General features: G+C 64.6%; 35 protein-coding genes. 18 read left to right on the top strand and 17 right to left on the bottom strand.

Translation table 11 applies throughout. The annotated features are described in order from the left end of the window. Window positions 1-47 precede the first annotated feature (47 nt). Complete coding sequence (locus ACE10Z_RS17780) at window positions 48-275, bottom strand: hypothetical protein (RefSeq protein ID WP_097676049.1); 228 nt, start codon at window positions 273-275, stop codon at window positions 48-50. Window positions 276-456: 181 nt separating this feature from the next. Here ACE10Z_RS17780 and ACE10Z_RS17775 point away from each other — a divergent pair, with 181 nt between their 5' ends. From ACE10Z_RS17775 to ACE10Z_RS17765, 3 genes are all read left to right on the top strand, one after another. Further along, window positions 457-888 carry a hypothetical protein gene (locus tag ACE10Z_RS17775; RefSeq protein ID WP_375789073.1) on the top strand — a complete coding sequence of 144 codons (432 nt, stop codon included), beginning with the start codon at window positions 457-459 and terminating at the stop codon, window positions 886-888. A gap of 224 nt (window positions 889-1,112) precedes the next feature. Then, complete coding sequence (locus tag ACE10Z_RS17770) at window positions 1,113-2,297, top strand: GNAT family N-acetyltransferase (RefSeq protein WP_375789072.1); 1,185 nt, start codon at window positions 1,113-1,115, stop codon at window positions 2,295-2,297. Between the two features lie 83 nt (window positions 2,298-2,380). Continuing rightward, complete coding sequence (locus ACE10Z_RS17765) at window positions 2,381-3,214, top strand: transglutaminase domain-containing protein (RefSeq protein ID WP_375789071.1); 834 nt, start codon at window positions 2,381-2,383, stop codon at window positions 3,212-3,214. Window positions 3,215-3,469: 255 nt separating this feature from the next. On the opposite strand, the gene ACE10Z_RS17760 is transcribed toward ACE10Z_RS17765, so the two are convergent. Further along, complete coding sequence (locus ACE10Z_RS17760; protein ID WP_375789070.1) at window positions 3,470-4,108, bottom strand: NIPSNAP family protein; 639 nt, start codon at window positions 4,106-4,108, stop codon at window positions 3,470-3,472. Between the two features lie 84 nt (window positions 4,109-4,192). Continuing rightward, window positions 4,193-4,858, bottom strand: a complete 666-nt coding sequence (locus ACE10Z_RS17755; protein WP_375789069.1) for a DsbA family oxidoreductase — start codon at window positions 4,856-4,858, stop codon at window positions 4,193-4,195. Between the two features lie 158 nt (window positions 4,859-5,016). On the opposite strand from ACE10Z_RS17755, the gene ACE10Z_RS17750 reads away from it, so the two are divergent. After that, on the top strand, window positions 5,017-5,814 hold the full coding sequence (locus tag ACE10Z_RS17750) for a thioesterase family protein (protein WP_375789068.1): 798 nt from the start codon (window positions 5,017-5,019) through the stop codon (window positions 5,812-5,814). Here ACE10Z_RS17750 and ACE10Z_RS17745 read toward each other — a convergent pair. After that, window positions 5,802-6,545, bottom strand: coding sequence for a helix-turn-helix domain-containing protein (locus ACE10Z_RS17745; protein WP_375789067.1), 744 nt, complete (start codon window positions 6,543-6,545; stop codon window positions 5,802-5,804). The genes ACE10Z_RS17750 and ACE10Z_RS17745 overlap by 13 nt on opposite strands. Before the next feature lie 138 nt (window positions 6,546-6,683). Further along, on the bottom strand, window positions 6,684-7,508 hold the full coding sequence (locus ACE10Z_RS17740) for a helix-turn-helix domain-containing protein (protein ID WP_375789066.1): 825 nt from the start codon (window positions 7,506-7,508) through the stop codon (window positions 6,684-6,686). Window positions 7,509-7,602: 94 nt separating this feature from the next. Here ACE10Z_RS17740 and ACE10Z_RS17735 point away from each other — a divergent pair, with 94 nt between their 5' ends. Next, window positions 7,603-7,827, top strand: a complete 225-nt coding sequence (locus tag ACE10Z_RS17735; protein WP_375789065.1) for a hypothetical protein — start codon at window positions 7,603-7,605, stop codon at window positions 7,825-7,827. Window positions 7,828-7,857: 30 nt separating this feature from the next. Then, the gene (locus tag ACE10Z_RS17730) at window positions 7,858-8,256 is read left to right on the top strand and encodes a hypothetical protein (RefSeq protein WP_375789064.1); all 399 of its coding nucleotides are present in this window, start codon (window positions 7,858-7,860) and stop codon (window positions 8,254-8,256) included. A gap of 59 nt (window positions 8,257-8,315) precedes the next feature. Here ACE10Z_RS17730 and ACE10Z_RS17725 read toward each other — a convergent pair whose 3' ends face one another. Beyond that, complete coding sequence (locus ACE10Z_RS17725; RefSeq protein WP_375789063.1) at window positions 8,316-8,474, bottom strand: hypothetical protein; 159 nt, start codon at window positions 8,472-8,474, stop codon at window positions 8,316-8,318. Then, on the bottom strand, window positions 8,471-8,932 hold the full coding sequence (locus tag ACE10Z_RS17720; RefSeq protein WP_375789062.1) for a group III truncated hemoglobin: 462 nt from the start codon (window positions 8,930-8,932) through the stop codon (window positions 8,471-8,473). Before ACE10Z_RS17720 ends, ACE10Z_RS17725 begins: the two co-directional genes overlap by 4 nt. Before the next feature lie 84 nt (window positions 8,933-9,016). Between ACE10Z_RS17720 and ACE10Z_RS17715 the strand changes: the two genes are divergently transcribed. Then, window positions 9,017-9,451 (top strand): RrF2 family transcriptional regulator, encoded by a 435-nt coding sequence (locus tag ACE10Z_RS17715; protein ID WP_375789061.1) that lies wholly within the window; start codon window positions 9,017-9,019, stop codon window positions 9,449-9,451. Further along, entirely contained in the window at window positions 9,448-9,738 is a 291-nt protein-coding gene (locus tag ACE10Z_RS17710; RefSeq protein ID WP_353700973.1) for a DUF6522 family protein, read from the top strand. Before ACE10Z_RS17715 ends, ACE10Z_RS17710 begins: the two co-directional genes overlap by 4 nt. Before the next feature lie 130 nt (window positions 9,739-9,868). On the opposite strand, the gene ACE10Z_RS17705 is transcribed toward ACE10Z_RS17710, so the two are convergent. Further along, window positions 9,869-10,333, bottom strand: a complete 465-nt coding sequence (locus ACE10Z_RS17705; RefSeq protein ID WP_375789060.1) for a cupin domain-containing protein — start codon at window positions 10,331-10,333, stop codon at window positions 9,869-9,871. A gap of 449 nt (window positions 10,334-10,782) precedes the next feature. Next, window positions 10,783-11,439 carry an SET domain-containing protein gene (locus ACE10Z_RS17700; protein WP_375789059.1) on the bottom strand — a complete coding sequence of 219 codons (657 nt, stop codon included), beginning with the start codon at window positions 11,437-11,439 and terminating at the stop codon, window positions 10,783-10,785. A gap of 165 nt (window positions 11,440-11,604) precedes the next feature. On the opposite strand from ACE10Z_RS17700, the gene ACE10Z_RS17695 reads away from it, so the two are divergent. Next, window positions 11,605-12,207, top strand: coding sequence for a hypothetical protein (locus ACE10Z_RS17695; protein WP_375789058.1), 603 nt, complete (start codon window positions 11,605-11,607; stop codon window positions 12,205-12,207). Between the two features lie 4 nt (window positions 12,208-12,211). Here ACE10Z_RS17695 and ACE10Z_RS17690 read toward each other — a convergent pair whose 3' ends face one another. Further along, window positions 12,212-12,928 carry a TetR/AcrR family transcriptional regulator gene (locus ACE10Z_RS17690; protein ID WP_375789861.1) on the bottom strand — a complete coding sequence of 239 codons (717 nt, stop codon included), beginning with the start codon at window positions 12,926-12,928 and terminating at the stop codon, window positions 12,212-12,214. 113 nt (window positions 12,929-13,041) lie between these two features. Between ACE10Z_RS17690 and ACE10Z_RS17685 the strand changes: the two genes are divergently transcribed. The 4 genes from ACE10Z_RS17685 to ACE10Z_RS17670 all read left to right on the top strand — a co-directional run bounded on the left by ACE10Z_RS17685 (window position 13,042) and on the right by ACE10Z_RS17670 (window position 16,302). Then, window positions 13,042-14,445, top strand: a complete 1,404-nt coding sequence (locus ACE10Z_RS17685; RefSeq protein ID WP_375789057.1) for a carotenoid oxygenase family protein — start codon at window positions 13,042-13,044, stop codon at window positions 14,443-14,445. 294 nt (window positions 14,446-14,739) lie between these two features. Next, window positions 14,740-15,315, top strand: a complete 576-nt coding sequence (locus ACE10Z_RS17680) for a hypothetical protein (RefSeq protein WP_375789056.1) — start codon at window positions 14,740-14,742, stop codon at window positions 15,313-15,315. A gap of 57 nt (window positions 15,316-15,372) precedes the next feature. Next, complete coding sequence (locus ACE10Z_RS17675; protein WP_375789055.1) at window positions 15,373-15,927, top strand: inner membrane-spanning protein YciB; 555 nt, start codon at window positions 15,373-15,375, stop codon at window positions 15,925-15,927. A 78-nt stretch (window positions 15,928-16,005) separates the two neighbouring features. Then, on the top strand, window positions 16,006-16,302 hold the full coding sequence (locus ACE10Z_RS17670; protein WP_375789054.1) for a hypothetical protein: 297 nt from the start codon (window positions 16,006-16,008) through the stop codon (window positions 16,300-16,302). Window positions 16,303-16,370: 68 nt separating this feature from the next. On the opposite strand, the gene ACE10Z_RS17665 is transcribed toward ACE10Z_RS17670, so the two are convergent. After that, window positions 16,371-17,045, bottom strand: a complete 675-nt coding sequence (locus ACE10Z_RS17665) for a DUF429 domain-containing protein (RefSeq protein WP_375789053.1) — start codon at window positions 17,043-17,045, stop codon at window positions 16,371-16,373. Continuing rightward, a complete protein-coding gene (locus ACE10Z_RS17660; RefSeq protein ID WP_375789052.1) occupies window positions 17,042-18,697 on the bottom strand; it encodes a fumarate hydratase in 1,656 nt (551 codons plus the stop codon). The genes ACE10Z_RS17665 and ACE10Z_RS17660 overlap by 4 nt, the downstream gene beginning before the upstream one ends. A 233-nt stretch (window positions 18,698-18,930) precedes the next feature. Between ACE10Z_RS17660 and ACE10Z_RS17655 the strand changes: the two genes are divergently transcribed. Together ACE10Z_RS17655 and ACE10Z_RS17650 are read left to right on the top strand one after the other, a co-directional pair. Next, a complete protein-coding gene (locus ACE10Z_RS17655) occupies window positions 18,931-19,248 on the top strand; it encodes a Kazal-type serine protease inhibitor family protein (RefSeq protein WP_375789051.1) in 318 nt (105 codons plus the stop codon). Window positions 19,249-19,371: 123 nt separating this feature from the next. Continuing rightward, window positions 19,372-19,815, top strand: coding sequence for a hypothetical protein (locus ACE10Z_RS17650; RefSeq protein WP_375789860.1), 444 nt, complete (start codon window positions 19,372-19,374; stop codon window positions 19,813-19,815). Window positions 19,816-19,819: 4 nt separating this feature from the next. Here the strand turns inward: ACE10Z_RS17650 and ACE10Z_RS17645 are convergent, their stop codons facing one another. Next, window positions 19,820-20,260, bottom strand: a complete 441-nt coding sequence (locus ACE10Z_RS17645) for an SRPBCC domain-containing protein (protein WP_375789050.1) — start codon at window positions 20,258-20,260, stop codon at window positions 19,820-19,822. Further along, window positions 20,260-20,586, bottom strand: a complete 327-nt coding sequence (locus tag ACE10Z_RS17640) for a helix-turn-helix transcriptional regulator (protein ID WP_050421144.1) — start codon at window positions 20,584-20,586, stop codon at window positions 20,260-20,262. Before ACE10Z_RS17640 ends, ACE10Z_RS17645 begins: the two co-directional genes overlap by 1 nt. Before the next feature lie 156 nt (window positions 20,587-20,742). Here ACE10Z_RS17640 and ACE10Z_RS17635 point away from each other — a divergent pair, with 156 nt between their 5' ends. Together ACE10Z_RS17635 and ACE10Z_RS17630 are read left to right on the top strand one after the other, a co-directional pair. Next, entirely contained in the window at window positions 20,743-21,417 is a 675-nt protein-coding gene (locus ACE10Z_RS17635; protein ID WP_375789049.1) for a methyltransferase family protein, read from the top strand. 9 nt (window positions 21,418-21,426) lie between these two features. After that, window positions 21,427-21,786: a GFA family protein gene (locus ACE10Z_RS17630; protein WP_375789048.1), complete on the top strand. Its 360-nt coding sequence runs from the start codon at window positions 21,427-21,429 to the stop codon at window positions 21,784-21,786. A 362-nt stretch (window positions 21,787-22,148) separates the two neighbouring features. Here ACE10Z_RS17630 and ACE10Z_RS17625 read toward each other — a convergent pair whose 3' ends face one another. After that, entirely contained in the window at window positions 22,149-22,856 is a 708-nt protein-coding gene (locus tag ACE10Z_RS17625; RefSeq protein ID WP_375789047.1) for a glutathione S-transferase, read from the bottom strand. A 153-nt stretch (window positions 22,857-23,009) separates the two neighbouring features. Here ACE10Z_RS17625 and ACE10Z_RS17620 point away from each other — a divergent pair, with 153 nt between their 5' ends. Continuing rightward, window positions 23,010-23,420, top strand: coding sequence for a DUF3606 domain-containing protein (locus ACE10Z_RS17620; protein WP_375789046.1), 411 nt, complete (start codon window positions 23,010-23,012; stop codon window positions 23,418-23,420). 66 nt (window positions 23,421-23,486) lie between these two features. On the opposite strand, the gene ACE10Z_RS17615 is transcribed toward ACE10Z_RS17620, so the two are convergent. Then, complete coding sequence (locus ACE10Z_RS17615; RefSeq protein ID WP_375789859.1) at window positions 23,487-24,113, bottom strand: lectin; 627 nt, start codon at window positions 24,111-24,113, stop codon at window positions 23,487-23,489. Between the two features lie 201 nt (window positions 24,114-24,314). Continuing rightward, on the bottom strand, window positions 24,315-25,277 hold the full coding sequence (locus ACE10Z_RS17610; RefSeq protein ID WP_375789045.1) for a Tim44-like domain-containing protein: 963 nt from the start codon (window positions 25,275-25,277) through the stop codon (window positions 24,315-24,317). Between the last annotated feature and the right edge of the window lie 53 nt (window positions 25,278-25,330).

Here is a 25,330-nt window from a genome sequence, read left to right as displayed (position 1 = left end):
CCGGCACCCGTTCTCACGCCGGAATCGCAGGGATCAGATGAGCCAGGCTATTTCGGCTTCTTGGCCGGATCGGCGGCCGGCTTGGTGACGCCCCAGGGATCGTATTTCTCCTTGGGCTCGGGGATACGATCGAGCGCGGCCTTGTAGGCCTTCTCGTCGATCTGGGGCTTCTTCTCCGTCTTCCTGTCGTCGCCTCCGCCGCCTCGCCGGCCCTGGGCCAGGGTCGGTGTCGCGATCAGCGCCAGAATGACGGCAGCAACCGTGAAGCTTTTCATGTCAGTCTCTCTCCCCCGCAGCCGTAGAAACATCCGGCAACACCTCTACCCCGAAAATAGCTTGTCGCTCGACATTTGTTGATCGACAAAGCGCCGCGCGATGCGGATTCAGCGCCACCAGGGGGGCGCAATATGGGCGGCGGCACATTAAATTAGCTCAATGGGACAGGGACAAGTACAAGTGGCGGCGCTGCTGGCCGGCGCCGCCTTGATGTTGAGCGGCTGCGGGCTGGCGGACAGCCACGCAGTATGGCCCGACATGTTGAAGGTCAAGGCCACCGAGCCGGCGCCGCTCGAAACGCCTCCGGACGTCAAGCGGCTGGTGGCCGGCAAGCTGGATTCGGTGTTCACCGCCGGCTCGCAGCCGACCCATGTGCGGGTCTCCGCTCCGCTGCACGACCCGCGCGGCACCGGCTGGACCGCCTGCGTACGCGCCGAACTGACTTCGGTAATCGGCAAGCCGCTCGGGACGCAGACCTATCGCGTCGACATCCATGACGGCGCAATCTTCGATCGCCGGCAGGTGGAGGCTGACGACAACTGCGTGACCGAGACTTACGAGCCGGTCGAAGGCTCCGTTCAGCTGGAAGCGCAACGAAGCTCCAAGCCTTAGCGTCCTGATGCGCACCGCTGTCAGTGCATCGTTGTGAGCTCTCGCGATCTCCGGCGCCACGTTGTCGAAACACCAAGCGCGCGGCCGCGTTATGCTGAACGCCGCGTTAACATGACCGCTCAAATTGCCGGATGGCCTCAACGGCATTTTGCATTTCTTTCCGCTAGCGTTGTCCGCGATGAACGCAAGGCCGATCGGCTTTGCCGACCGGGGAAACATGGGACGTGGCCGATATTGCTGACCAGGCAATGATCCGCCGTGCATCGCGCAAGGATGCCACGGACGATCGCGCGTTGCCGCCGCTATCAGCCGCGCCGGTCGGCGCATGGCGCGCGCTGGCCGAGCGCGCGATCGAGGCCAATGGCTACTACCAGCCCGACTGGGAATTGGCGGTCGATGCCTCCGCGCGCGGCCGCACCGGCGCATCGCTGCTCAGCGCCACCGGCGATGCCGGCCAATTGATCGGGCTGCTGCCGGTCATGCCCTTGCGGCGAATCTATCGGATCCCCCTGCCCGCGCTGGTCGGCGCCGAACCCTACGGCACGCTGTGCACACCGCTGCTCGATCGCGACGCCGCCGAGCAGGCCGCCGGCAAGATGCTGCAGCAGGCACGCAATGCGGGCGCGCATGCGCTGATCCTGCGCACGATGTCGCTCGAGGGCCCGGCAATGGCGGCAATCCGCGCGGTGCTCGCGCGCGACGGTTTGCAGCCGCGCCTGCTGAGCGCGTATCAGCGCGCCCAGCTCGATGCGACGCGCGATGCGGATGAACTGTTGCGCGACGCGCTCGGGCCCAAGAAGCTGAAGGAGCTGCGTCGGCAGCGTCATCGCCTGTCCGACCACGGCGCGGTGCGCTTCGACGTCGCGCGCACGCCGCGCGACGTCGCGGCGGCGCTCGAGACATTCCTTGCGCTCGAAGCCGGCGGCTGGAAGGGCCAGCGCGGCACCGCACTCAGCCAGCATGCCGGCGACACGGCCTTCATCCGCCGCGCGACGTCGGCGCTGGCCGAGACCGGCCGCTGCGAGATCGTCACGCTGCATGCGGGCGGCACGGCGGTCGCCGGCGGCATCGTGGTGCGCCAACAGGACCGCGCCTTCTTCTTCAAGATCGGCATCGACGAGCGCTTTGCGAAGCATTCGCCGGGCGCACAATTGACGCTGGAGCTGACGCGCCATCTCTGCGCAGATCCCGCGATCAATTCGGCCGATTCCACCGCGGCGCCCGGCCACCCCATGATCGACCCGATCTGGCGCGGCCGGTTTGCGATCGGCGATGTGCTGCTGCCGCTGCGGCGCCGCGATCCGCTGGTCGCCGCGGTTCATGCCGCGCTGACCCTGAACAATCTCGCCTACGAGGCCGCGCGCGGCGCCGTCCACTTCATCCGCAGCCGGCGCGGCAAGCCCGGATAGCGCAGCCCCTTACACGAGCCCGCGCGGATCGATAGGCTGCGCATGACGGCCTCGCGCCGATGACCTCGTGATCGGGCGGGAACGTGACGATCCAGCAATGCTACGTCCGGCAGGACGCGTTGACCGACCCCGGCGAGCTGGCGGGAGCGTATGACGATTTGCCCGAGACGGTCTCCGGCCTGTGCGAGGTCGTCTCGGAGCTGATCATTCACGTCGCCTGGGCGGAGCGGTACGGTATTCCGCCTGATGTCCCGATGGTCCGGCAAACCCAACCGGGCGCAGATCGGTTGAAGCTGATCCGGGCGTCGTTCGCCGGTCCGCTCAACGCGGCACGCCCGCCGCGCAGCCGTACGTTCGGCACCTGCCGCGACTACGCGCTCCTGCTGTGCAGCATGCTCCGAAGCCGATCGATCCCGGCGCGGGTCCGCTGCGGCTTTGCGACCTACATTGCCGACGACATCCATCATGACCATTGGATCTGCGAATATTGGTCACCATCCGACCAGCGCTGGCTGCAGGCCGACGCGCAGCTCGATGCACTTCAGATCGACCAACTGCGGATCACGTTCGACCACGCGAACCTGCCGCGCGATGCGTTTCTGACGGCATCGCAGGCCTGGCGGATGGCGAGAAGCAACGCAGTGGCGGCCGGAGCCTTCGGACACGGCGCGGCCAGGGGTCTGTGGTTTCTTCACGTCAACGTCTACCGCGACCTGCTGTCGCTCACGAACCGGCAAATGTCGGCCTGGGATAGCTGGCGCGACGCTGCGCCGGCCGGCAAGGTGTTGAAGGTCGACGCCCTTGCCGAGCTCGACCGGCTCGCGGACTTGGTCACGGCGTTCGAGGATGGCTCGGACCAGTTCGCCGTGCTGGACGAAGCGGCATCAAGCAACTTGATGCCGCCCTGGCTTTCGTAATCCGCCGCGTGGCCCGGCAGAACGGCGCATCAAGCTCGCCTCCTGCACAGCGACCCATGGTTTACCTTTTCGTAGCCATGCAGACACATCAGGAAACAATAAGTTCCCGCCGTCAGGTTGGTGTCAGCTGGCCCTTCTAGCGTTGCGGCGCGCTGTTTCTCAGGCAGCGCATGCCCTTGCCTGGAAAGCTTCATCTGATGGAAACATCGGGTGAGGCTTTCTGCCGCTGTACGCCCGGCCCGACCATCCTCTGCGTCACTGCAACGGCGAATGCGGGGCCGGCAGCATGATGGTCGAGTGCATCTCCTCGAGCAGCTGCGTCCCCTTGCTGAGGAATTCCAGCCAGGCCGGATCCTTCATCGCACCGCCGCGCGCAGCAGCGCGGGCGTTGAGATCGGGATAGGCCCAGATGTGGCAGACCTCGTTGGGCTGGCCGGCGTCGGTGGCCCAGAGGCCGACGATCTTGGAGTATTTCTCGCGTTCCGGCATCACGCCGGTGATCAGATCGAGCCATTGCTTGGCGCCGCCGAGCGGCTTGGCGCGATAGTTGCGGAATTCGTAGATGTTGCCCTTGGTGGCCGGCGCCACCGGCGGAATGATCGCATTCAGCAGCCGGACCTCCTGGCGCACTAGGAGCGGACGGATCGCCGGAATGTACTCGCCGGTCCAGCGCGGATTCTTCGCAAGCTCGGCGCGCAGCCGGGTCCGCTCGTTGAGATCGGCGTAGCTCCACATGTGCATGACCTGATTGAGCGGCCCGATCTCGGTGATCCAGTAGCCTTCCAGCTTGCCGAAATTGTCGGCGCGGATGTCGCGCGAGATCGTGCTCGCCGCTTTCACCATCTCGCCGACGGCTCCCGGACGTACCGTGTAGGTGCGCAGCTCATAGATCATGGTTGTCTCCCTGGTTGTTTCGATTGATGGCGTGGACAAATGAAAAAGCCCGGCGTGAGCCGGGCTTTCGTAAACGACTGCGGACTACTCGGCCGCCTGCGCGTTGATCTCGGCCGAGACCTGGCGGATGGCGCGGGCGAGCTGCTCTGCCGGCTGGGCGCCGGACACCGCATATTTCTGCGCGAACACAAAGGTCGGCACGCCGGAGATGCCCTTCTCGGAGGCTTCCTGCGCTTGCGCGGAGACCTGCGCCACATCCTCGTCGGTGGCAAGACGCTTGCGCACGTCGTCGGCGTCGAGCCCGACGTCGGCCGCCGCCTGCACCAGCACGTTGGTGTCGGTGAGATCGCCGCCGTCGCGGAAATACAGCTCCATCAGCCGCTGCTTCATCTCGGCCGCCTTGCCCCTGGCCTCGGCCCAGTGGATCAGGCGATGACAGTCGATCGTGTTCGGCTGGCGCTTGACGAGTTCGGGATGGTAGATCAGCCCCTCCTCATTGGCAGCCTCGACCACGCGGCCGGCAATGCCCTTGTAGGCGTCGACCGAGCCGAACTTGGCCGTGAGATATTCGTCGCGGCTGATGCCTTCGCGCGGCACCCAATTGTTGAGGAAGAACGGCCGCCAGTGCACCTCGACCGGCACGTCGGGCACCAGCTTGAGCGCATCCTCGATGCGATGCTTGCCGATGTAGCACCAGGGGCAAACGACGTCGGAGACGATGTCGAGGCGAAGCGGCTTCAGGGGGCTCATGGCGTCCTCCGGATTGAAGTCCCAAAGGTAAGGCCCTCGCTCCGCAACACAAGGGCGTCGGCCGCATGTCTCGCATCACATAACCTCGGCGGTTATTGTGGGAAGAGCGCCCGCTTTCTAGACATCGGCCTGTCCCAACAGCCCGCAGAGACCCGCCGATGACCGCCATTTTCCAGCCAGAAGGCAATCTGTTTCGTGCCACCGAGCACGCCGGAGGGCCGTGGTCGCCGGACATGTTGCAAGGCAGCGCCACCGCCGCGCTGATGGCGCGCGAGGTCGAACGGCTGGCGGTCCGCACAGGTTTCGCGATCCGCCGCCTGACCTTCGATCTTTGGCGGCCGGCCGGCCTGCGCGCCTTCGCGGTCGAAACCGCAATGCTGCGCGACGGCCGCAAGGCCAAGACGATCCAGGTGCGCCTCCTGGACGGCGACACCGAGATCGGCCGCTGTACGGCGCTGCTGACGGCGCAAGGCGAAGAATCGCCGCGCGATCCGTTCTCGCAACCGGCAAGCCCGGACATCGCCCCCGAGGCCGGAACCCCACCCCCGGCCTTTGCGCAGAATTGGAGCCGCTATTTCCAGAACGTCTCGGTGCGCTTGATCGAGGGCGCGCTGGAGAAGCACGGCCCTGCCGCCGCCTGGATGCGCCTCGACGTACCGCTCGTCGCCGGTGAGCTCAACACGCCGCTCTTGCAGTCGGTGCAGGCCGCGGACTTTTCCAGCGGCGTCGCGCAGATCGTTGACATGCGCGAATGGACCTTCGTCAATCCCGAGATCAGCCTCTACTACTTCCGCCCGCCTGAGGGCGAGTGGATACTGATCCGCTCACGCACCCGCGTCGGTACAGGCGGAGCCGGGCTTACGACCGCGACCCTCAGCGATCGCGGCGGCCCGTTCGCCGAGGTGATGCAGGCGATGAGCTTCGAACGCCGCGCCAGATCGGCTCAAGTGCCCTGAGCCGCAAGCGCCGTCAGCACAGCCTCGGAGGCTTCGTCGGCCGGCATGAACATCTCGACGCGCATCTCTTGCAACGTCACGTCCTGGGGCGTGCCGAGCGTCAGCACCGTGCCGACCAGCCCAAGCATCACTTCGCCCTTGCGCAACCGTACCTCGCACAGCGGCCCCGGCGCCGCGGTTTCGTTGAGGTGCGGCATGGGGATATCGGGGAGTTTCAGGAGTTCGCGCCAGGTCGACTGCAACGCGAGGTCGAGCGGTGCCGCCATTGCCTCATGACGCGCCCGCGCCAGCAGCGCCGCAGCGAGATTCGACCAGTTCTCGACGTAGGGACGCAGCTCGTCTGGCGACAAAAACATCGCCATGTGATTGAGCGGGCGCTGCATGCGCACCGGACCAAGCAGCATCGTCATCAGCCGCGCTGCCGCGCGATTGGCCACGATCACGTTCCACTGCCGGTCGGTCACGATGGCCGGAAACGGCTCGTGCCGGCGCAACAGCAGGTCGATCGCGCGCCTGGCGTCGGCGATCTCCGGCGCCGCCAGATCATGCTCGCCATATTGCCGTGCGAAGCCGCCGGCCTCCAGCAATGCATTGCGATCGCGCAGCGAGAGGCCGAGCGCTGCGGCAAGCTGCAGCAGGATGTCCCTGCTCGCGACGGCCTTGCCGGTTTCGACGAAGCTCAGATGCTTGATCGAGATGCCGGCGTCGAAGGCGAGGTCGGCCTGGCTCATGGCGCGTCGCCCGCGCCAATCACGCAGGAGGTCGCCGACGGGATGAGGTCGTGCGCCGCGGGCCGGGGTCGAATGGCTGTTCATGAGCGGATTATGCCGCCAGGCGGCTCCGGCTGCAAAGCTCGCGTATCGGTTCGCTCAGCCCAGAGCGCTGGCCATCTGCCGCATCCGCTCGGCGGTCAGCTCGTCGGCCGGGAAGAAGGTCTCCAGCGCCAGTTCCTGCAGCGTGATGTCGACCGGGGTGCCGAACACCATGGTGGTCGAGATGAAGCTCAGGATCTCGCCATTGAGGCGGAGCTTGAAAGGGAGCGCGACGTTGTTGTCGGGGGTGATCGGGGCGGTCCGCGCCGGGATCGGATAGGACTTCAGATCCTGATAGAGCTTGAGCAGCTCAGGATCAGCCGTTGCCTCGCACTGCCGATGCAGCCGCTCCAAGAGATGCGCGGCCCATTCCGCCAGGTTGACGGTGCGCGGCGCGAGGCCCTCCGGGTGGAAGGCCAGCCGCAGGATGTTGAAGGGCTGGCCGAGCAGCCGCTGCGGCACGCCCTCGAGCAGCGGCGCCACCATGCGGTTGGCGGAGACCAGATTCCAGTGCCGGTCATAGGCCAGCGCCGGATTGGGCTCATGCGCCTTCAGCACCAGGTTGATCGCCTCGCGCGCCGATTTCAGCGCGGGATCCTCCAGCGAGCGTTGCGGGAATGCGGGTGCGAACCCCGCGGCGACGAGCAGCACGTTGCGTTCGCGTAGGGGCACGTCGAGGCGCTCCGCCAGTTTGAGGACCATGTCGCGCGACGGCGACGAGCGGCCGGTCTCGACAAAGCTCAAATGCCGCGCCGAGATCTCGGCATCGACGGCGAGGTCGAGCTGGCTGAGATGACGGCGCTGCCGCCATTCGCGCAGGTGCTCGCCGATCAGGACGGGTTTTGCGGGCTCGGCCCGCGCCATGGATGCATGTGCGTTCATGGAGCAAAACCTACCACGCGAAATTCGCCCGTTCCATTACGCCTGAGGTAATCGAATTGGTGCGCAAGCCGGCTCATCTTCCACGGCACAGGAGATGACCATGCTGATGCTGTCCCTTATCCGCGCCTTCGCCGTCCTGATCCCGTGGCTGGTCCATCTGGCCACCTGGCTGGTCGCGCGCTCGCTCAACATGCCCCAGCCGCTCGTGCACGACACCGGCGCGTTCGTGTTCGCGCAGGTCTATGCGGTGGAGATGAGGGTCGGCAAGGCGCTGTGTCCGCTCCGGCTGTGGCGTCAGCTGCAGTCCCTGATGCGCTGAAAACCCATCCCAACCCGAGGAGACACTGCCATGATCCATTCGTCCCAGCTCTTGCGCCGCGCCCTGCTTGCCGACGCGGTCTTCAGCGGCGTATCCGCCGTCGCGATGGTGCTCGATACCGGCGCGCTGGCCTCGCTGCTCGGCCTGCCGGAAGCGCTGCTGCGCGAGACCGGGCTGTTCCTGATCGCCTACACCGCGCTGGTCGGCTGGCTCGCCGCGCGAACCTCGCTGCCGAAAGGACCCGTGATCCTCGTGGTCGCCGGCAACGCGGCCTGGACGCTTGCCAGCATCGCGCTGCTGCTCTCGGGTGCGGTGTCGCCGAACCTCTTCGGGACCATCGTGATCCTCGCCCAGGCGATCGCCACCGGCGTGTTCGCCGAGCTGCAATATGTCGGCCTGCGCCGGAGCGGCGAGACGGTCGCGGCGTAAGCCGAATACAGCACGCCATGAACGGCCGTCGCGATAAGCGCGGCGGGCGTTCTCTTCTGTCAGCTCAGAACCACCGCGACAATCATGCCCGCGAAGGTCAGCGCCAGGCCGATGATCAGCATCGGCACGAGGCTGCTGCCGGAAAGCGGATCGGCCTGATCATGTTGAAACCACGCGCCGTCGATTGCGCGCGCGATTGCCTTCGCCCTGTTCCTCATTGCACTGCTCCTGCTTCGCTTCGTCTGTAACGTTCCCCGACCCCAAGCATGACGCCCTGCCCGCTGGCGACGCCCATCTCGAGGCTCGAGGCGATACGCCGCGCGCGCTCGATGAAATGAAGCGCGGCGGCTGGCGGGCACAGTTCATGCGCCGTCGCCTCGAACAGTTCGAGCCAGCGGTCGAAATGCGCAGCATCGACCGGGAGCGGCATGTGCTTGACCATCGGCGTACCGTGATAGCGCCCGGTCATCAGCGCGACCGACGACCAGAACGCGCACATCTGGGCCAGGTGCGGCTCCCAATTGCTGATCCTGACCTCGAACACCGGTCCGATCATCGGGTCCTTGCGGACCTTGGCGTAGAAGGCGTGCACCAGCTGCTCGATCATGGCCTCAGTGATCCCGGTCCGCGCGACAATCTCGGCGGTGATCTGCTCGCGGCGCTCTGCTTCCGCCATTGCGGGTCTCCATAAATAGGTATTTCAAATGCCTATTTAGACTGCTATAGCTGATCCGCCAAGTGCTGATTTCGAAGGGCTTCCATGCGCCTCACATCGTTCACGGATTTTGCGCTGCGCGCCCTGATGCGGCTGGCCGGCGAGCCGGATCGGTCGTTCGCCACGAGCGAGATTGCGGCCGAATTCGGCATTTCGCGCAACCATCTCGCCAAGGTGGTGCGCGACCTCGCTGACGCCGGCTTCATCGCGACCCAGCGCGGCGCAGGCGGCGGTTTTTCGCTGGCGCGGCCGGCAGAGACCATCACTCTCGGGCAAGTGGTGCGCGCGCTCGAAGGCGGCAGCCCACTGGTCGAATGTTTCAGGGATGATGGCGGCGATTGCGTGCTGCTGCCGCGTTGCCGCCTGAAAGCAAGGCTCGCGGCGGCTCGCGAAGCCTTCATGCGCGAGCTTGACGGAACCAGGCTCGCCGATTGCGCCTACCTGCCGCGTCCCGCCCGTCATCCTGCAAGGGCATCATGACGACGATCGCATTCACCGACAGCACGTTCGAGGTCGATGCCGATATCGTCGCCGAAGGTCTCGGCATCACTGCGCCGCTGCTGCAGGACCAACTGCGATCCGGCAAGATCACGACGCTGTCGGAGCGCGGTGTCGACAACGATGCAGGTCGACATCGGTTGACCTTCTTCTCGGAACACCGCCGTTTCCGCCTTGTCATCGATGAGCGCGGCACGATCGTCCAACGCTCGACGCTCGATTTCGGCGACGCCCCGCTGCCCGCATCGGCGCGCAAGCCCGGCGGCTAGGGCGTGCACTTATTCAGGGCGCAGGGATCCGGAATCCTGTCCCAGGGCGTGTATCCATCATAACCCGCGCCACAGTCAGGACGCGTCTGAGGTCCGCTGTGCCCCTGATGGCGGAGCGGACCTCAATGCTTCAATGCGTCTTCTTGCGCGGATCATCGGCCGGATCGATGTAGTCGATGCCTCCTGGGCCGGTGAATTGAATCTGGAGGATCGCCTCCTCGTTTTCCGTCCAAACATAATGAGCGTGCTTCGCCGGCATTATCTCCAAGGCACCCGCCTTGACCATCTCGCCTTTGGCAGGGTCAAACTTTTCGCCCATGCCCCAGCCGACGCTACCGCTGATCACCGTGACGGTCTCGGCATAGGGATGAGTGTGCGGCGGAAGTTTATAGTGGGGAGGAATCTTGACGCGCTGAACCACCACGCTGCCAGCTTTCGTTGGATCGCCTGCCAGGAGCGCGACCTGGCCACCCTTCGGAACGTTCGGATTTTCCTTCCACGTCAGAGCATCTGGTTTGACGATGGTCCCGGCATCTTGCGCCAGCGCCGAACCCGTCAGTGCGATCAAGGCTGCCAAAGTCAGAAGCTTTTTCATGAGGTCCTCCGTACGATGATTGCTCCATTTTTCAGAGTGCTATTGCTTGCACGATGATCACTGCCCAATCCCCAAGCGAGCATCTCGGCACGTCTGGCTTCACGGCAGTTCGCGAGAGCCTAGTCGACGACGCCGTGGCGCAAAAGGGAGCAAAAGAGTGATGTCAGGTCAGGGGCACGAGCGGTAATGCTCTGGCCCATAGTAAGATTCCGCTTGGCCGCCAGAAACTGACGTCTGCGCCTTTATGGGTAGATGTCCTGGTCACAGCGTCGCTGGCTTTGCCCCTATCGGAGGTCGATGGGGCCCAATTTGGCCGTCCACCGTTGGCAGGTATCGCAGCCAATCGCTGGACCGGATCCCTCACGGGTCAATGCCTCGGTGCGAGGCGAAGTAGTCGATCTCGCCGCGCAAGACGTTATGAGTACACGCCCCGATTCCGGAGCGCGGCGTCAGGCTTGGAGCACCCGCGCGGCGCCTCGCTTCGGGGCGGCAGCCTTCCTGCCGGCAGCCTTGAGGAGAGAATGGCCGTTCAGTTGCGTGCCGTTCAGCTTGCCGTTTGCCTTGGCGCCATTCGTCTTCTTTGCCCTGGCCTTGGCCCGCATTTCAGCGAGCTTCTCGGCCTCGCGCTTGGCTTTCCGCTCGGCCTTTTCCTTCAGCCGCAGCCGCTCCGCCCTCGCCTCCGCGCGCTTCTTCTTGCGCTTCTTCTCGCAGGCGTCGCACTTGCAGCCGATCGGCTTCAGATAGGCTTTGAAATAGTCGGTTCCGTAATCGTAGTTGATCTCGTCGCCCGGCTCGATGTCCTTGATGGCGCGGATGAACACCTTGCGCTTGCGCGGCTTGACGTCGGATTCCGCGTTCGGCCGGCAGGCGTGGTTGATGTAGCGGGCGACGTTCTCGCGGATCGAGCCGTCGATGGTCCATCGGTTGGTGAGCTCGAACAGATATTTGTTCTCGATCGCGTCCTCATCCTTCTTCTTCGAGTCGAGCAACGGCCCGAAATAGCGGATGATCTTGGTCCCCTTCTTGATCGGCTTGGTGGCGAAAAGGCCAAGGCCAGTACGGGAACGGCCGACGCGATAGGGCTTTTGCGATAATGATGCGGGCATGACGATCGAGGCTAAGGCACGCAAGGTGCACGCGACAGAAGTTGCGAAGCCGCCCTTCTAGGACGATTCCGCGCGCCTGTCAGGTGTTTCCCGCGTGTCTGTTGAACCTTCCCCAGATTGCATATGTCAGACACAAAGTAACGTCCGGATCGCAGGTTTCCCCTGATGAAATACCTTGCTTTTGCAACAGTTGTGATGGCGCTCGCCGGCGCAAATCCTGGTCAGGCTGGCGCCCAAACGATCAGCAGCTTCTATACGTCGACCGCGCCGAAGGCCTGCCGGATGATCGGCAAGCCTAACGAGGAGGACGGCAGCAGCACGCGGGTCTGCCCGGGGAAATCCGGCCTTGTGGTGCTGATCAACGAGGGCGATCTGCGCGAAGTGGTCTCGGTCGGCCGAAACCGCGCGGCAGCAGCCAGGGAACCGGCGGCGCAGGCCTGGTTCGGCCCGTTCAGTTCGACCGGCGATACGATCGAATGGCGTGCCGCCGGCAGCAAGCCCTTCGCGATCATCCAGCGCTGGCAGATCGCCGACAACAGCGAGCAGGACAAACGCGGCGGCCCGGTCTCACGGGCGATGCTCGCCGTGACGCGGCTGCCGCCGGGCGAGGTCTGTCATGTCGCCTATGTCGACGTCGCCGCCAATCCCAATGCCAACGAGCTGGCGCGGCAGGCCGCCGACGATTTCGCCCGCGACTTCAAATGCGGCGCGGACCAGGTGAAGACGATCGGACAGAGCGGCCGCTCGACGTCGCTGGTGACGCGCTAGCATATCAGCACGGCTTCGTATTGCCTTTCAGCATCGCCTCGAACAGCATGTCGAGCGTGCTGCCCTGTGGCATCCGGTTGAGCACGTCGGTCAGGCGTCCATCCAGCAGCAGCATCGTGAAGCCATGGACCAGCGACCAGGCGCGCACGATCGCGGCGGCCTGATCGAGCGACAGCGCTCTCTCCTGGATCTGCTCGTGACGGCTTTCGCCGATCGAACCGGCGAGCCCGGCAAACGACGTGTTCGCCGCCTCATGCAGCGAGGGCCTCGACATGTCGAGCCGCTCGGTGCGGAACATCAGCCCGTACATGCCGGGATGCGCCTGCGCATAGGCGACATAGGCCTTGGCGCGCGCCAACCCCTTCTCGATCGCTGTGGCGCCACTGGCGCCAGCCGCGACCATCGCCGCGTTGAACTGGCGAAAGCCGATCGCTGCAAGCTCGCTGACCAGGCCGGTGAGATCGCCGAAATGATGCGTGGGCGCGGCGTGCGACACGCCGGCCTCGCGCGCCACCGCACGCAGCGTCAGCCCCGCCAGCCCGTCACGCTCGAGCACGCGCTCGGCGGCTTTCAGCAGCGCCTCGTGCAGATCGCCATGGTGATACGGCGTGTCATTGGCCCGGCGCCGCGGTGGCGGACGATCCGCCGCAGCACGCGCAACCCGGCGCGGCGCAGCCCGTGCCGGGCGAGCCGCCTTGTTTTCTTTGGATAATCTTGCCATGCCGCCGTTATAGGTCGCAATTTTTACACTGTAAAGATTTTGCTTGACGATCGATGGCGTCATCCCTACTGATATCTTTACGATGTAAAGATCATAATGCAGGGAGATCCGGAATGCTCGACCAGGTCACGTCCAACACGGCGCGGAGCAATTTGGCGCCGATCCCGTTTGAAGCCGATGCGCCGTTCCTGAAGATCACAGGCGAATTGCCGCGCGAGCTGAACGGCACGCTGTACCGCAACGGCCCCAATCCGCAGTTCAATGTGCCGGGCGCGCACTGGTTCGTCGGTGACGGCATGCTGCACGCCTTCCATCTCGAGAACGGCCGCGCCAGCTACCGCAATCGCTGGGTCCGCACCCCGAAATGGCAGGCCGAGCACGACGCCGGACGCGCGCTGTTCGGCGGCTTCGGCCGCAAGCTGCCTGATGCGCCCGAAACGACCATCACCGACAGCGGCGTCGCCAACACCAACATCATCTTCCACGCCGGCCGCCTGCTCGCGCTTGAGGAAGGCCATCTGCCGACCGAGATCGATCCCGGCACGCTCGATCGCCGAGGTTATTGCGACTACAAGGGCGCGATATCGGGCCCCTTCACCGCGCATCCCAAGATCGATCCGGTCACCGGCGAGATGGTGTTCTTCGGCTACAACGCCGCCGGTCCCCTGACGCCGGCGTTGTCGTATGGCGCGGTCAATTCATCCGGCGTGGTGACGCGGCTCGAACGCTTCGAGGCGCCCTATGCCAGCATGGTGCACGACTTCATCGTCACCGAGAATCATGTGCTGTTTCCGATCCTGCCCATCACCGGCAGCATGGAACGCGCAATGCGCGGCAAGCCGCCCTACGCCTGGGAGCCGGGAAAAGGCGCCTATGTCGGCGTCATGAAGCGCAACGGCTCAGCCAACGATCTGGTCTGGTTCCGCGCCGAGAACTGCTACGTCTTCCACGTCATGAACGCATGGGAAGACGGCAACCGCATCGTCGCCGACGTGATGCAGTACGAGGAGCCGCCGCTGTTCACCCACCCCGACGGCTCGCCGACGGATGAGAAGAAATCGAGCGCCCGGCTGTGCCGCTGGAGCTTTGATCTGGCCGGAAATACCGACAGCTTCACCCAAACCTATCTCAACGATCTGACCGGCGAATTCCCGCGCATCGACGACCGCCGCGCCGGTCTCAGGAATAGCCACGGCTGGCACGCAAGCACCGACCCTGACGTGCCGCTGGCCGGCGCGCTGTCCGGCATCGTGCATGTCGACGGCGCGGGCAAGCGGCTCGGCAAATACCTCTTGCCCGCCGGCGACACGATCTCCGAGCCCGTCTTCGTCGAGCGCGGCCCGGGCGCCGCCGAGGGCGACGGCTGGCTGCTCGCCGCGGTCTGGCGCGCCCGCGAAAACCGCAGCGACCTCGCCGTCTTCAACGCCACCGACGTCGAAGCCGGCCCGACCGCGCTGGTTCATCTCGGCCACCGCGTGCCCGATGGATTCCACGGCAATTGGGTCGGGGCCGAGTAGCTACGCGTCACTCCAGGCGTGAGAATAGCCAATCCCTCCACTCGTCATGCCCGGGCTTGTCCCGGGCATCCACGTCTTTGTTGGTTCTTGAAGGAAAGACGTGGACGGGACAACCCCGGCCATCACGGCTGGCGGCACGAGAAACGACCCACGATCGCTTAGATATCAATCTGAATTCACTCATTTTCTCGAGATCACATCACGATTTTGACACTGTAAAGATTTTGCTTGACGCTCCTTCTGCCTACCTCTAGGTTATCTTTACGATGTAAAGATCGGCCTTCGAGGCTCCCAATGACGATCTTCCTGATCCTCGCCCCTTACGGCGCCTTCGCCACGCTGATGCTGGTGACCTCGGCCACGGTGAGTTTGCTCGCTGCCGCGCTGATCTGCCTTGCCGTCATCGCGTTCGATATCGCGCGCGGCCGCAGCATCAAGATCCTCGGCGTCGGTTCGGTGATCGTGTTCACCGCAGTCGGTAGCTACCTCAGCTTCGTCGATCCGACGCCAAGCAGCATCGCGGTGAAGATCGCCGTCGACGCCGGCATCCTGCTGGTGTCGTTCGGCTCGATCCTGATCGGCCATCCCTTCACGCGGCAATATGCGCTGGAGCAGGTCGATGCCGGGATCGCGAAGCAGCCGGGCTTCCTCACAGCCAACTACCTGATCACCGGAGCCTGGACCGCCGCGACGCTGTTGATGTTGATCGGCAACATCGCGGTGCTCTATGTGCCGGCCCTGCCGCTGTGGACTGGCCTCTTGATCGCCTTCGCCGCGCGCAACGCCGCGGTGTGCTTCACGCGCTGGTATCCGCATTATCGCGCGGCCAAGTACGGGACGCCGCCTACGGGCGCGCTGCCGTCACGCTGAACGCCACACACCAACATCACAACGATCATCCTGCCTGAGGAAACGGAAAGCACGACGATGAAGAGCGTATTTGCCAGGCTCGCGAGCGACTTCCTCTCCACCATCGTGTTCCTGGTGGTCTATCTCGCCACCGACAATGTGCTGATCGCCACGGCCGTTGCGATCGTGGGTGCGATTGCGCAGGTGGTCTATGCGCGCGTGAAGGGACAGGCGCTCGGCTACATGACCTGGGCAAGCCTTGGGCTGGTGATCGTGCTGGGCGGTGCGACACTGCTCACCAACGATCCGCGCTTCGTGCTGGCGAAGCCTGCGATCGGCCACATCGCGATCGGCGCGATCATGCTGAGGCGCGGCTGGATGCTGCGCTATCTGCCGCCGATCGTGACCGAAACCATTCCGGAATACGCCACCCTCGCCGGCTACGCCTGGGCCGGGCTGATGTTCATCCTCGCCGCCGGCACCATCGCGATCGCAGCAACCGGCGACATGAAGCTGTGGGCGTTCTACGTGTCCGTGGTGCTGGTCGGCGCCAAGATCGCCGCGTTCGCAATCCAGTATGTCGCTTTCCGCTTCCTGGTCGGCAACCGGCTGCGCACCGCCGCCCGCGCCTGATCGCCGCAGCCGCGAACTAGGCGCGCGCGGCAAGATAGGCTATACCCGCGCACGCTTTTAACCGGAGGGGAGACATCAATGGCGGTGGACGGAAACTGGAATCTCACGATGACGACACCGATGGGCGAGCGCAAGGCGACGCTGTCGCTGGCGAGCTCGGGCGGCACGCTCACCGGCACGCAGGGTGCCGAGGGCAACTCCACCGAAATCTTCGACGGCTCCGTGAACGGCGACAGCGTCGCCTGGAAGGTCTCCATCACCAACCCGATGCCGCTGACGCTCGAATTCTCCGGCACGGTCTCCGGCGACGGCATCTCCGGTGAGATGGGCATCGGCCCGATGGGCAGCTTTCCTTTCACCGGCACGCGGGCGTAAGCGCTCCAGCTTTTTGTTTTGACGCGTTTTCTTCACGCGAACCGGTGTCCACTTCGCTTGTAAACGCTTTAGAACCAGATCCGCATCGGCAGATCATGCATATCCAGCGGCTGCGGTCCCTCGGGAACGCAGCCGCCTGGTTCATGAGCTGCAAGGGCCACCGCGCAGGCATCCAGCACATCGTCACGCTTCGCACCGGTGCCGATCCGCGCCTCCGTAAGCCAGCGATCGATCTCGCGAAAGCCTGATCGCTTCAGCAGCCTGCGGCGGAGCGCATCGCCCTCCTCCGACTTCTTGTGCGGCAAGGGCTCGCCGCCGTTCAGCCGCAGGAACACCAGTTCGGGATGCACCTCGCGGATGTCGCGCGCGGCATTGGCACGGACGAACGCATCGACCTCCATGATCTTGTTGCCGAGGTGCCAGAGCTGGCGCGAGACGCGGGTCTGGCCGCGGCGCAGCACTTCACGGTTCGCCGCATCGGGATCGACAAACTCCTGCCAGAGCCAGCGCCGTGCCCCGGTGAAGACGCGCGAGGTGTGCGGGCGCAACCGCTCGCGGGCGAGACGGTCGCAATCGCGCTCGCCGTCATCGGTCATGCCGATCGGGATATCGATCCCGGCACGATCGAACGGACCCGCCAGCGCGTCCGAAATGTCGCCGTGAAGGGAAAGCGTGCGTCGGTCGCCGTCGATGGTGACGGCGACCCAGCCCTTGGAGAATCCGTCGAGGCCGACTGCCCTCAACCCAGATTCAATTCCTTGAAGAAGTCGTTGCCCTTGTCATCGATGATGATGAAGGCCGGGAAATCGACCACTTCGATGCGCCAGATCGCTTCCATGCCGAGCTCGGGATACTCGACCACCTCGACCTTCTTGATGCAGTGCTCGGCGAGGTTCGCTGCCGCACCGCCGATCGAGCCGAGATAGAAGCCGCCGTGCTTCTTGCAGGCCTCGCGCACCGCGACCGCGCGGTTGCCCTTGGCGACCATCACCATCGATCCGCCCGCGGCCTGGAACTGGTCGACGAAGGAATCCATGCGGCCGGCCGTGGTCGGGCCGAACGCCCCGGAGGCGTAACCGTCGGGCGTCTTGGCGGGACCCGCGTAATACACCGGATGGTTCTTGAAATAATCCGGCAGCGGCTCGCCCTTCTCCAGCCGCTCGCGCAGCTTGGCGTGGGCGGAGTCGCGCGCGACGATCATGGTGCCGGTCATCGAGACGCGGGTCTTGATCGGATATTGCGACAGCGTCGCCAAAATCTCCTTCATCGGCCTGTTGAGGTCGATCTTGACGACCTCGCCACCAAGCGACTGCTCGACCGCGGGCAGATATTGCGCCGGGTTGTGCTCGAGCTCCTCGAGATAGACGCCGTCCTTGGTGATCTTGCCGAGCACCTGGCGATCCGCCGAGCATGAGACCCCGAGGCCGATCGGCAGCGAGGCGCCGTGCCGCGGCATGCGGATCACGCGCACGTCGTGACAGAAATACTTGCCGCCGAACTGCGCGCCTACCCCCAGGCTTTGCGTCATCTTGAGGATTTCCTGCTCCATCTCGAGATCGCGGAACGCGTTGCCATCGGCCGAGCCGTGGGTCGGCAGCGCGTCGAGATAGCGCGCGGAAGCAAGCTTCACGGTCTTCATGCAGAGCTCGGCCGAGGTGCCGCCGATCACGATCGCCAGGTGATAGGGCGGACATGCCGCGGTGCCGAGCGTCAGCACCTTCTCCTTCAGGAAGGCCAGCAGCCGATCTTTGGTCAAGACCGACGGCGTCGCCTGGAACAGAAAACTCTTGTTGGCCGAGCCGCCGCCCTTGGCCATGAACATGAACTTGTAGGCGTCATCGCCCTCGGCGTAGATCTCGCACTGCGCCGGCATGTTGTTGGCGGTGTTCTTCTCCTCATACATCGACAGCGGCGCGACCTGCGAGTAGCGCAGATTGCGGCGCAGATAGGCATCGCGCGCACCTTCGGAGAGCGCGGCCTCGTCGTCGCCATCGGTGATGACGTTGCAGCCCTTCTTGCCCATGATGATCGCGGTGCCGGTGTCCTGGCACATCGGCAGCACGCCGCCGGCGGCGATGTTGGCATTCTTCAGGAAGTCGAAGGCGACGAACTTGTCGTTGTCGCTGGCTTCCTTGTCCTCGAGGATCGAGCGCAGCTGCTTCAGATGGCCCGGCCGCAGATAGTGGTTGATGTCGCCGAAGGCGGCCTCGGACAGCGCCCGCAGCGCCTCCCGCGACACCACCAGCATGTCCTTGCCCAGCACCTTCTCGACCCGGACGCCCTCGCTCGTCACCTTCTTGTAGGGTGTGGTGTCGGCACCCAGCGGGAACAGCGGGGTGTGCTTGTAGGGCGGAACGGGCTTCTGCTGGTCGGGGAAGGCTGAGGGGGCGTTCATGAGCTGCTCTTTGGGCTTGCAGGTCGGGTTCGTAAGGCCGGTCCGGCCGCGGGGCCGCCGGAATGTAGAGCCGTTCTAAGCCTTTTTCGGACAAAGGAAAGGGAAGCCGGCCGCCTTCCAGCCATGCGCGGGACCGGCAATCCATGTGCTATTTTTCATCCCTCCGTAATCTCTGGTTGCCACAACGCTTCAGCAATCCGCGAAACCACCAAGGAAGCCATCAGGAGACCATCATGAAGACAGCGCTTTTGATCTGGTTCGCGGCGCTGGCCTTGGTGATCGCGGTCCCGACCGGCGCCGATGCGGCTCGCCTCGGCAAGTCGTGCGGCGGCCTTGCCGGCGTTCAATGCAGCCGTAGCGGTCAGTTCTGCCAGTTCAAGCCGGGACAATGCGGCCGTGCCGACCAGACCGGCACCTGCGCGTTCCGGCCGACGATCTGCAACAAGATCTTCAAGCCGGTGTGCGGCTGCGACGGCAAGACCTATGGCAATGATTGCGAACGCCGCGCCGCCGGCGCTTCCAAGGCGCAGGACGGCAAGTGCGCATCCTGACGGACCGGCCATATTGACGCGCTCCGCGGGAGCCTGCATGTAGCTTCGCGTATTTTCATACCGCGGGGGTATTTCGTGACAGCACCGTTGCGCCGACGCTTTCCCTTGAGCATCCGCTCTATCATGCCGGCCGCGCTGATCGCGCTGGCGACAGCCTTCGCTGCCGCGCCTGCGCATGCCGATCCCTGCGAGGATATCGCCAAGCAGCTCGCCGGCCAGATCGACGGGCTGAAGGTCAATTTCAGCGCCGCCAACATCACATACCTCACACATCCGGCGGCAAAGGAATTGTCGCTCGGCTGCCGCGGCAAGGACTATTCGATCGAGCTCTTTGCCAAGACCGATCGCAAGATGAAGCCCGAGTTCTTCAACCTGGTCGGCTCCGCCACCGCACTGGTCTTCACCGTGCCGAAGGACGACGCCACCACCGGCACCTCGCGCTGCCTGAAGCGCATGGGCATCCTGCGCGGCAACACCATTACGATGCGCTATCGCCGCCTCAACCTCGAATGCACGCGCAACCGGACCGACGCCTCGATCACGGTCCGGCGCGGCAAGAACGAGTGACCCGTCAGGCTTCCGCGGCGACCCGACCGATCGCATCGACGATCTTGCCCCAGCCCGGGCTCATCATGTCGAACGCGAAGCGGTTGCCGGGGAAAACGAAGCCGTCATGCACCATGCGGACCTGCGTGCCGCCCTCGACCGGCGTCAGCGTCCAGGTGACGACCGAGTCGAGTTTCGAGCCGTATTGCGGATTGGTGTCGGCGCCGCCCTTCCAGGAATAGCGCAGCAGCCGCGGCGGATCGCAATCCAGCACCTCGCAATGCACGACGCCGTCCCAGTCGCCGATCGGCTTGGTGCGGAAGTTGAACTTGTGTCCGACGCTCGGCTGGAAATCGTTCGGCATCAGCCATTTCATCAGCAAGTCGCTCGTGGTCAGCGTCCGCCAGATCCTGTCGGCAGCATAAGGCAGCACCTTCTCGACCGTGATCGCGTGCGTCTCACCCATCACTCACTCTCCTTCAACAGCCGTTCCAGATTTGCGAAGCGCTCGGCCCAGAACGTCTCGTAATGGCCGAGCCAGTCGATCAGCGGGCTGAGCCCCTTCGGCGCGACCCGATAGTGGATATGCCGGCCCTCGCGCCGCTCGGCGACGAGCCCGGCATCGCGCAGCGCGCGCAGATGCTGCGACACTGCCGGCTGCGACACCTTGGAGCCCTGCACCAGCCCGGTCGCGGCGATCTCCCCTTCCCGGATGATCCGCTCGAACACCGCGCGCCGCGTCGGGTCCGCGAGGGTCTTGAGCACATTGGTCAACTGCATGGCGGCGGTCATGCCAATATATAAGCAATTGCTTATACGATTGTCAATGCAGCGACGAGGCGGGGACGGCGCAGGAACAGCTCGCCTGCTCCGAAAGTTGATGACTGCGGTCGCATGTTTGCCGGAAAAAGAGTGCGATAATCGCTGCCGGAATCACGGAGCCCGCCCATGATCGCAAAGCTCCTCCTGCAGAACACTTTCTTCGTCATCGCCATGGCCGCGCTGCTGTTTGCCTTCGCCGGCACGCTGCACTGGCCCGGCGCGTGGGCCTATCTGATCGCCTCTGCGCTGATCGGCCCGGCTTGCGGGCTGTGGCTTGCCAAGGTCGATCCCGGCCTCTTGGCCGAGCGCATGCGCCTCACCGCGCGTGAGGGCCAGCCTGCCGAGGACAAGCGCTTCATGCTGGTGTTCCTGGTCATTGCCGTGCTGTGGTTCGTCGCGATGGGCCTCGATCGCCGGTTTGGCGGCGCCAATGCCGGTGTGGTGCTGATCGTGCTCGGCCTGGTGCTGTATCTGGCCTCGACCGCGCTGATCCTGTGGGTGTTCCGCACCAATTCGTTCGCCGCGCCGGTCGTGAAGGTGCAGACCGAGCGGCACCATCACGTGATCTCGACCGGGCCCTACGCGCTGGTCCGCCATCCGATGTATGCGAGCGTGATGCTGTTCTTCATCGGCGTGCCGCTGACGCTCGGCTCCTGGTGGGGCCTTGCCTTCGTGCCGGTGTTCTTCGCGATGTTCGCGTTCCGCACGGGGATCGAGGAACGCACGCTGACGGCGGGATTGTCAGGCTATGCCGATTACGCAGCACGGGTGCGCTATCGCCTCGTGCCCGGACTGTGGTGAGGGACCATCATGGCAGAGAGCAAGACCTACACCGGCGGCTGCCATTGCGGCCAGGTGCGCTTCGAATGCACCACCGACATGGCCATGGTCACTGCCTGCAACTGCTCGATCTGCACCAAGAAGGGCCTGCACTTCGTGTTCATGCCGCCATCGAGCTTCCAGCTTCGCGCCGGCGCCGAGAACCTCAAGGAATATCTGTTCAACCGCCATGCGATCCGCCACCAGCTCTGCGTCGATTGCGGCGTCGACGTGTTCGCGCACGGCAAGAAGCCCGATGGTACCGACATCGTCGCGCTCAATGTCAGCTGCATCGACGGCGTCGATCTGTCGAAGATCGCGATGACGCCGGTGGATGGGCGGAACCGATAGAACTCACCGCTAACCCCTGTCATGCCCGGGCTTGACCCGGGCATCCATCATCTGGAGACAAAGACATGGATGGCCGTGTCATCTAGAGCGAGATGAAGTTAGCTTGAATCCGTTCGGCCTCGGGTTCGGTTCACCTCTCCCCAGCGGGGAGAGGTCGATTTGCGTAGCAAATCGGGTGAGGGGCCGCAGCTCCAACGAGGGACCGTAACCCCTCACCCGGCGCTGCGCGCCGACCTCTCCCAAGGGAGAGGTAAACCTCCGATGCCGCTCCTATTCAACCTGATCTCATCATGCTCTAGCGCGAAGACGCGCTTCGCGCTTCTGCCCGGCCATGGCGAGAGCAGAAGGTTGCCCGCAAGCAATTACAAATCCAGCGCCTTGTAGCGCCGGAAAATCCCCTCCTCGTTGAACGGAATCCGCCGCGCGCTCGCCAGATACGCCTTGATGTTCGGCCGCTCCGCGACGCGGTCGCGCAGCGCAATCAGGCGCGGGACCTTCTTCTCGAACGCGGCCATCCGCTTCGGAAACGCATAGCGCAGGCCTTCCACGATCTGGAACAACGACAGGTCGGCGTAGGTCAGCCGGCGTCCGGTGACGAAGGCGCCGCCATTGGCCTGCACAAGATCCTCGAAATAGCCGAGATATTTCGGCACCCGCGATTTCCAGAACTCTTCCGTGCGCTTCTTCGCCGGCGCTTTCTGGTCCTCGTAATACAGCGACGGGCCGAGCGGATGATGGGTATCGTGGATCTCCAGCACGAAGTCCGCAATCGTCAGCTGCAACTCGTGCACCCAGAGCTTTCCCGCCTCCGCCTTCGGCGCGAGGCCATGGCGCGCGCCGAGATAGAGCAGGATGTTGGCGGTCTGCCCGATCACGAGTTGGCCGGCCTTGAGGAACGGCGGCGCAAAGGGCGGCGTACCCTTGTGCGCGTCCATCATCTTCATCATGGCGCCGGTGCCGCCCTTGCCGCGCGCGACATCGGTATATTCAGCGCCCGCATCCTCGAGCGCGAGGCGGACATATTCGCCGCGGCCCTGGATCATCGGCCAGTAGTAAAGCTGATAGTGCATGCACTTACCTCCACAAACTTCACCGCATCGCTTCGATTCATGATGATCGTAGCCGTGCCACAGTCAGATCGTCCACCGCGTATGGCCCGCCTGTCCGAACTGCGCGGAGACTGCTAAGGTTACAACATCGAGTCTTCGGTGAAGGATCAACTTATGGCGGACAACAAGAAGAAGCGGGGCACACAAGATCGCGCCCTGATCGCATTGAGCGAGTCCTACGAAGTTGCGTACTGGTCCAAGAAGTTCAAGGTCACGCCGGCAAAGCTCAAGGCCGCCGTCAAGAAGGTCGGGCATTCCGCCAGGAAGGTGGAAGCCCATTTCAAGGAGCAGCGGCACATGGCCGCCGACCGCGCGCGGATCGCGATCAGCGAGCCCTACGAGGTCCGCTACTGGTCGAAGAAGTTCAAGGTGACACCTGCCCGCCTCAAGGCTGCGGTGGCCGAGGTCGGACATTCCTCGAAGAAGGTCGAGGCCTATTTCGCGACGAAGAAGAAGAAAACCGCGAAGAAAAAGAAGACAGCCAAGAAGGCCGTCAAGAAAACCACTAAGCGCAGGAAGAGCTGAACGCGGTCGCACGACGATGAGCGGCGGCGCCAGGCGACCGCCGCTCAAGCTTCGTTCTTTGGCGCCTCAGTTCGCCGCGAAGCAGTACAGCAGGCCGTCGCCGCCGGTGCTCTTCAGATCGGCCTGCGAGCAGCCGCCGTCAGGACCGCGCGAAGGATGCGACGTATTCCAGGATTTTGACGGCTCGTCGTCGCGCAGGCCCTTGCGGTCGAAATGCCCGACCATGGCGGCACCCTGCGTGCTGCTTGTCCAGTTCTTGCAGGTGCGGTCCTCACCGGCCGCAAACGCCGTACCATCGGCCTGCGATCCCGTCAGCACGTCGTGGCGGTTCGGCGTGTCGCCGGCACCGTTGATGACGTCGCCCTTCTCGGACAGCGCGGTCTGCTTGGTGAGATTGTTGCCGGCGCTGTGCAGATCGGCAACGTCCTTGGCGACCACGACGCCCCTCACATTCGTCCACGGGCCCTTGCCGATGCGATCGCGCGCATTCACCGCGGGCTTGCCGTCGGCCGCCTGGGTCGAGAGATAGGCGCGCCATGTCTTCGGCGCACCGAAACCCGCGGCCTGCGCCAGGGTCTGGCAATGATTGTCGGCGCCGGCGAGCCCGCCGAGATTGCCGCCATTGCCGATACCGTTGCTGGTCACGAAGAAGCTGGTGTCGGCGGTCTGCGCCACGGCCGGCGGCGCGGCCATGACGACGAACGCAAGACAGGCAGGAACCGCGATATGCGCAGTGAACTTCATCTCATCCTCCCGACGGTTGTTATGGTCCGCTGACATCAACCCGCGGCCTGTCCGGATATTCCGGCGTCACGACACGCGAATGACGCGCACAAAACGAAAGCGCCGCGGACGATGCCGCGGCGCCTTGCATTTGCCATCTCTGGCAAACGATCAGTTGGTCTGCTGGATCGCCGAGAGCTCCCAGTTGCCGCCGCGCTGGCGCACGAAAGTCCAGACCTCGGTGACCTCCTCCGGCTGCCCGCTGCCGCTGACCTGACGGCCGGTGCCGCGCTCCAGCATCGTGTCGACCAGCGAGTAGCGCATCGCGACCGTCGCATATTCGCTGTCGCCTTCGCGCCAGGCTTCCGCCAGATCGCCCTGCAGCAGCTTCACATTGGACGTCTTGTTGGTGACGTTGCGCGCCTTGTTCTCCTCGAGATCCTTCGAGAAGTACGACACCATTTCCGGCGTCGCGAGCGTGTGCAACTTCGCGATGTCCTCGTTCGACCACGCGGCCTGGATGTCGCCGAGCAACCGCTCGAACGTTTCGTAGTCACCGGGCGTGATCTCGACCGGCGCGTTCGAGCCGCCGCCGAGGCCAAAGCCGAAGCCCGAGCGGGCGTTCGCCTGCGGACCGGGGCCGACGTCGGGGCCACCCGCGTAGGCGGCGGCCGGCGTATTGCGCCGCTGCCACCACGACATCGCGAGCCGGACCACCAGCACGATCAGACCGATCTGCAGCAGCAGACCGAACATCGACGACAACCCGCCGAGGCCGGAGAACAGGCCGCCGCCGAACAGCATGCCGAACAGGCCGGCGCCAAGGAAGCCCGCGGCCAGGCCGCCGAGCAGGCCGCGACCCATTCCGCCGCGGCCGAACAGGCCGCCGGAATTCGCCGCCGCCGGCGAGCCCATGCCAGGGCTACCAGGCTGGCTGAAGGTACGGTTCATCGGAGCAACCGAGCCCGGCGCTGTGCTGGTCGAGGGCGGCGCGGAGAATGTCCGCGAGCCGCGCGAGCCGCCGCCGCCGACGCGGGCGTCGGCCGCCGAAACGGTCATCATCACGGGCAGCGCCAGCGCCATCGCGACGGCGATCGCCCGGACAATTCCACGCGTGCGTTGCGAGAAATTCATGTTGGTTTCCTCAAAGGATTCCCCGGCATGGGGAAACGCCCCTAACATGGGCA

The organism is Bradyrhizobium sp. Pha-3 (genome assembly GCF_042258615.1).
Classification (GTDB): domain Bacteria; phylum Pseudomonadota; class Alphaproteobacteria; order Rhizobiales; family Xanthobacteraceae; genus Bradyrhizobium.
The sequence above is the reverse complement of the archived record's forward strand: the minus strand, read 5'-3'. Positions and strand labels throughout refer to the sequence as shown.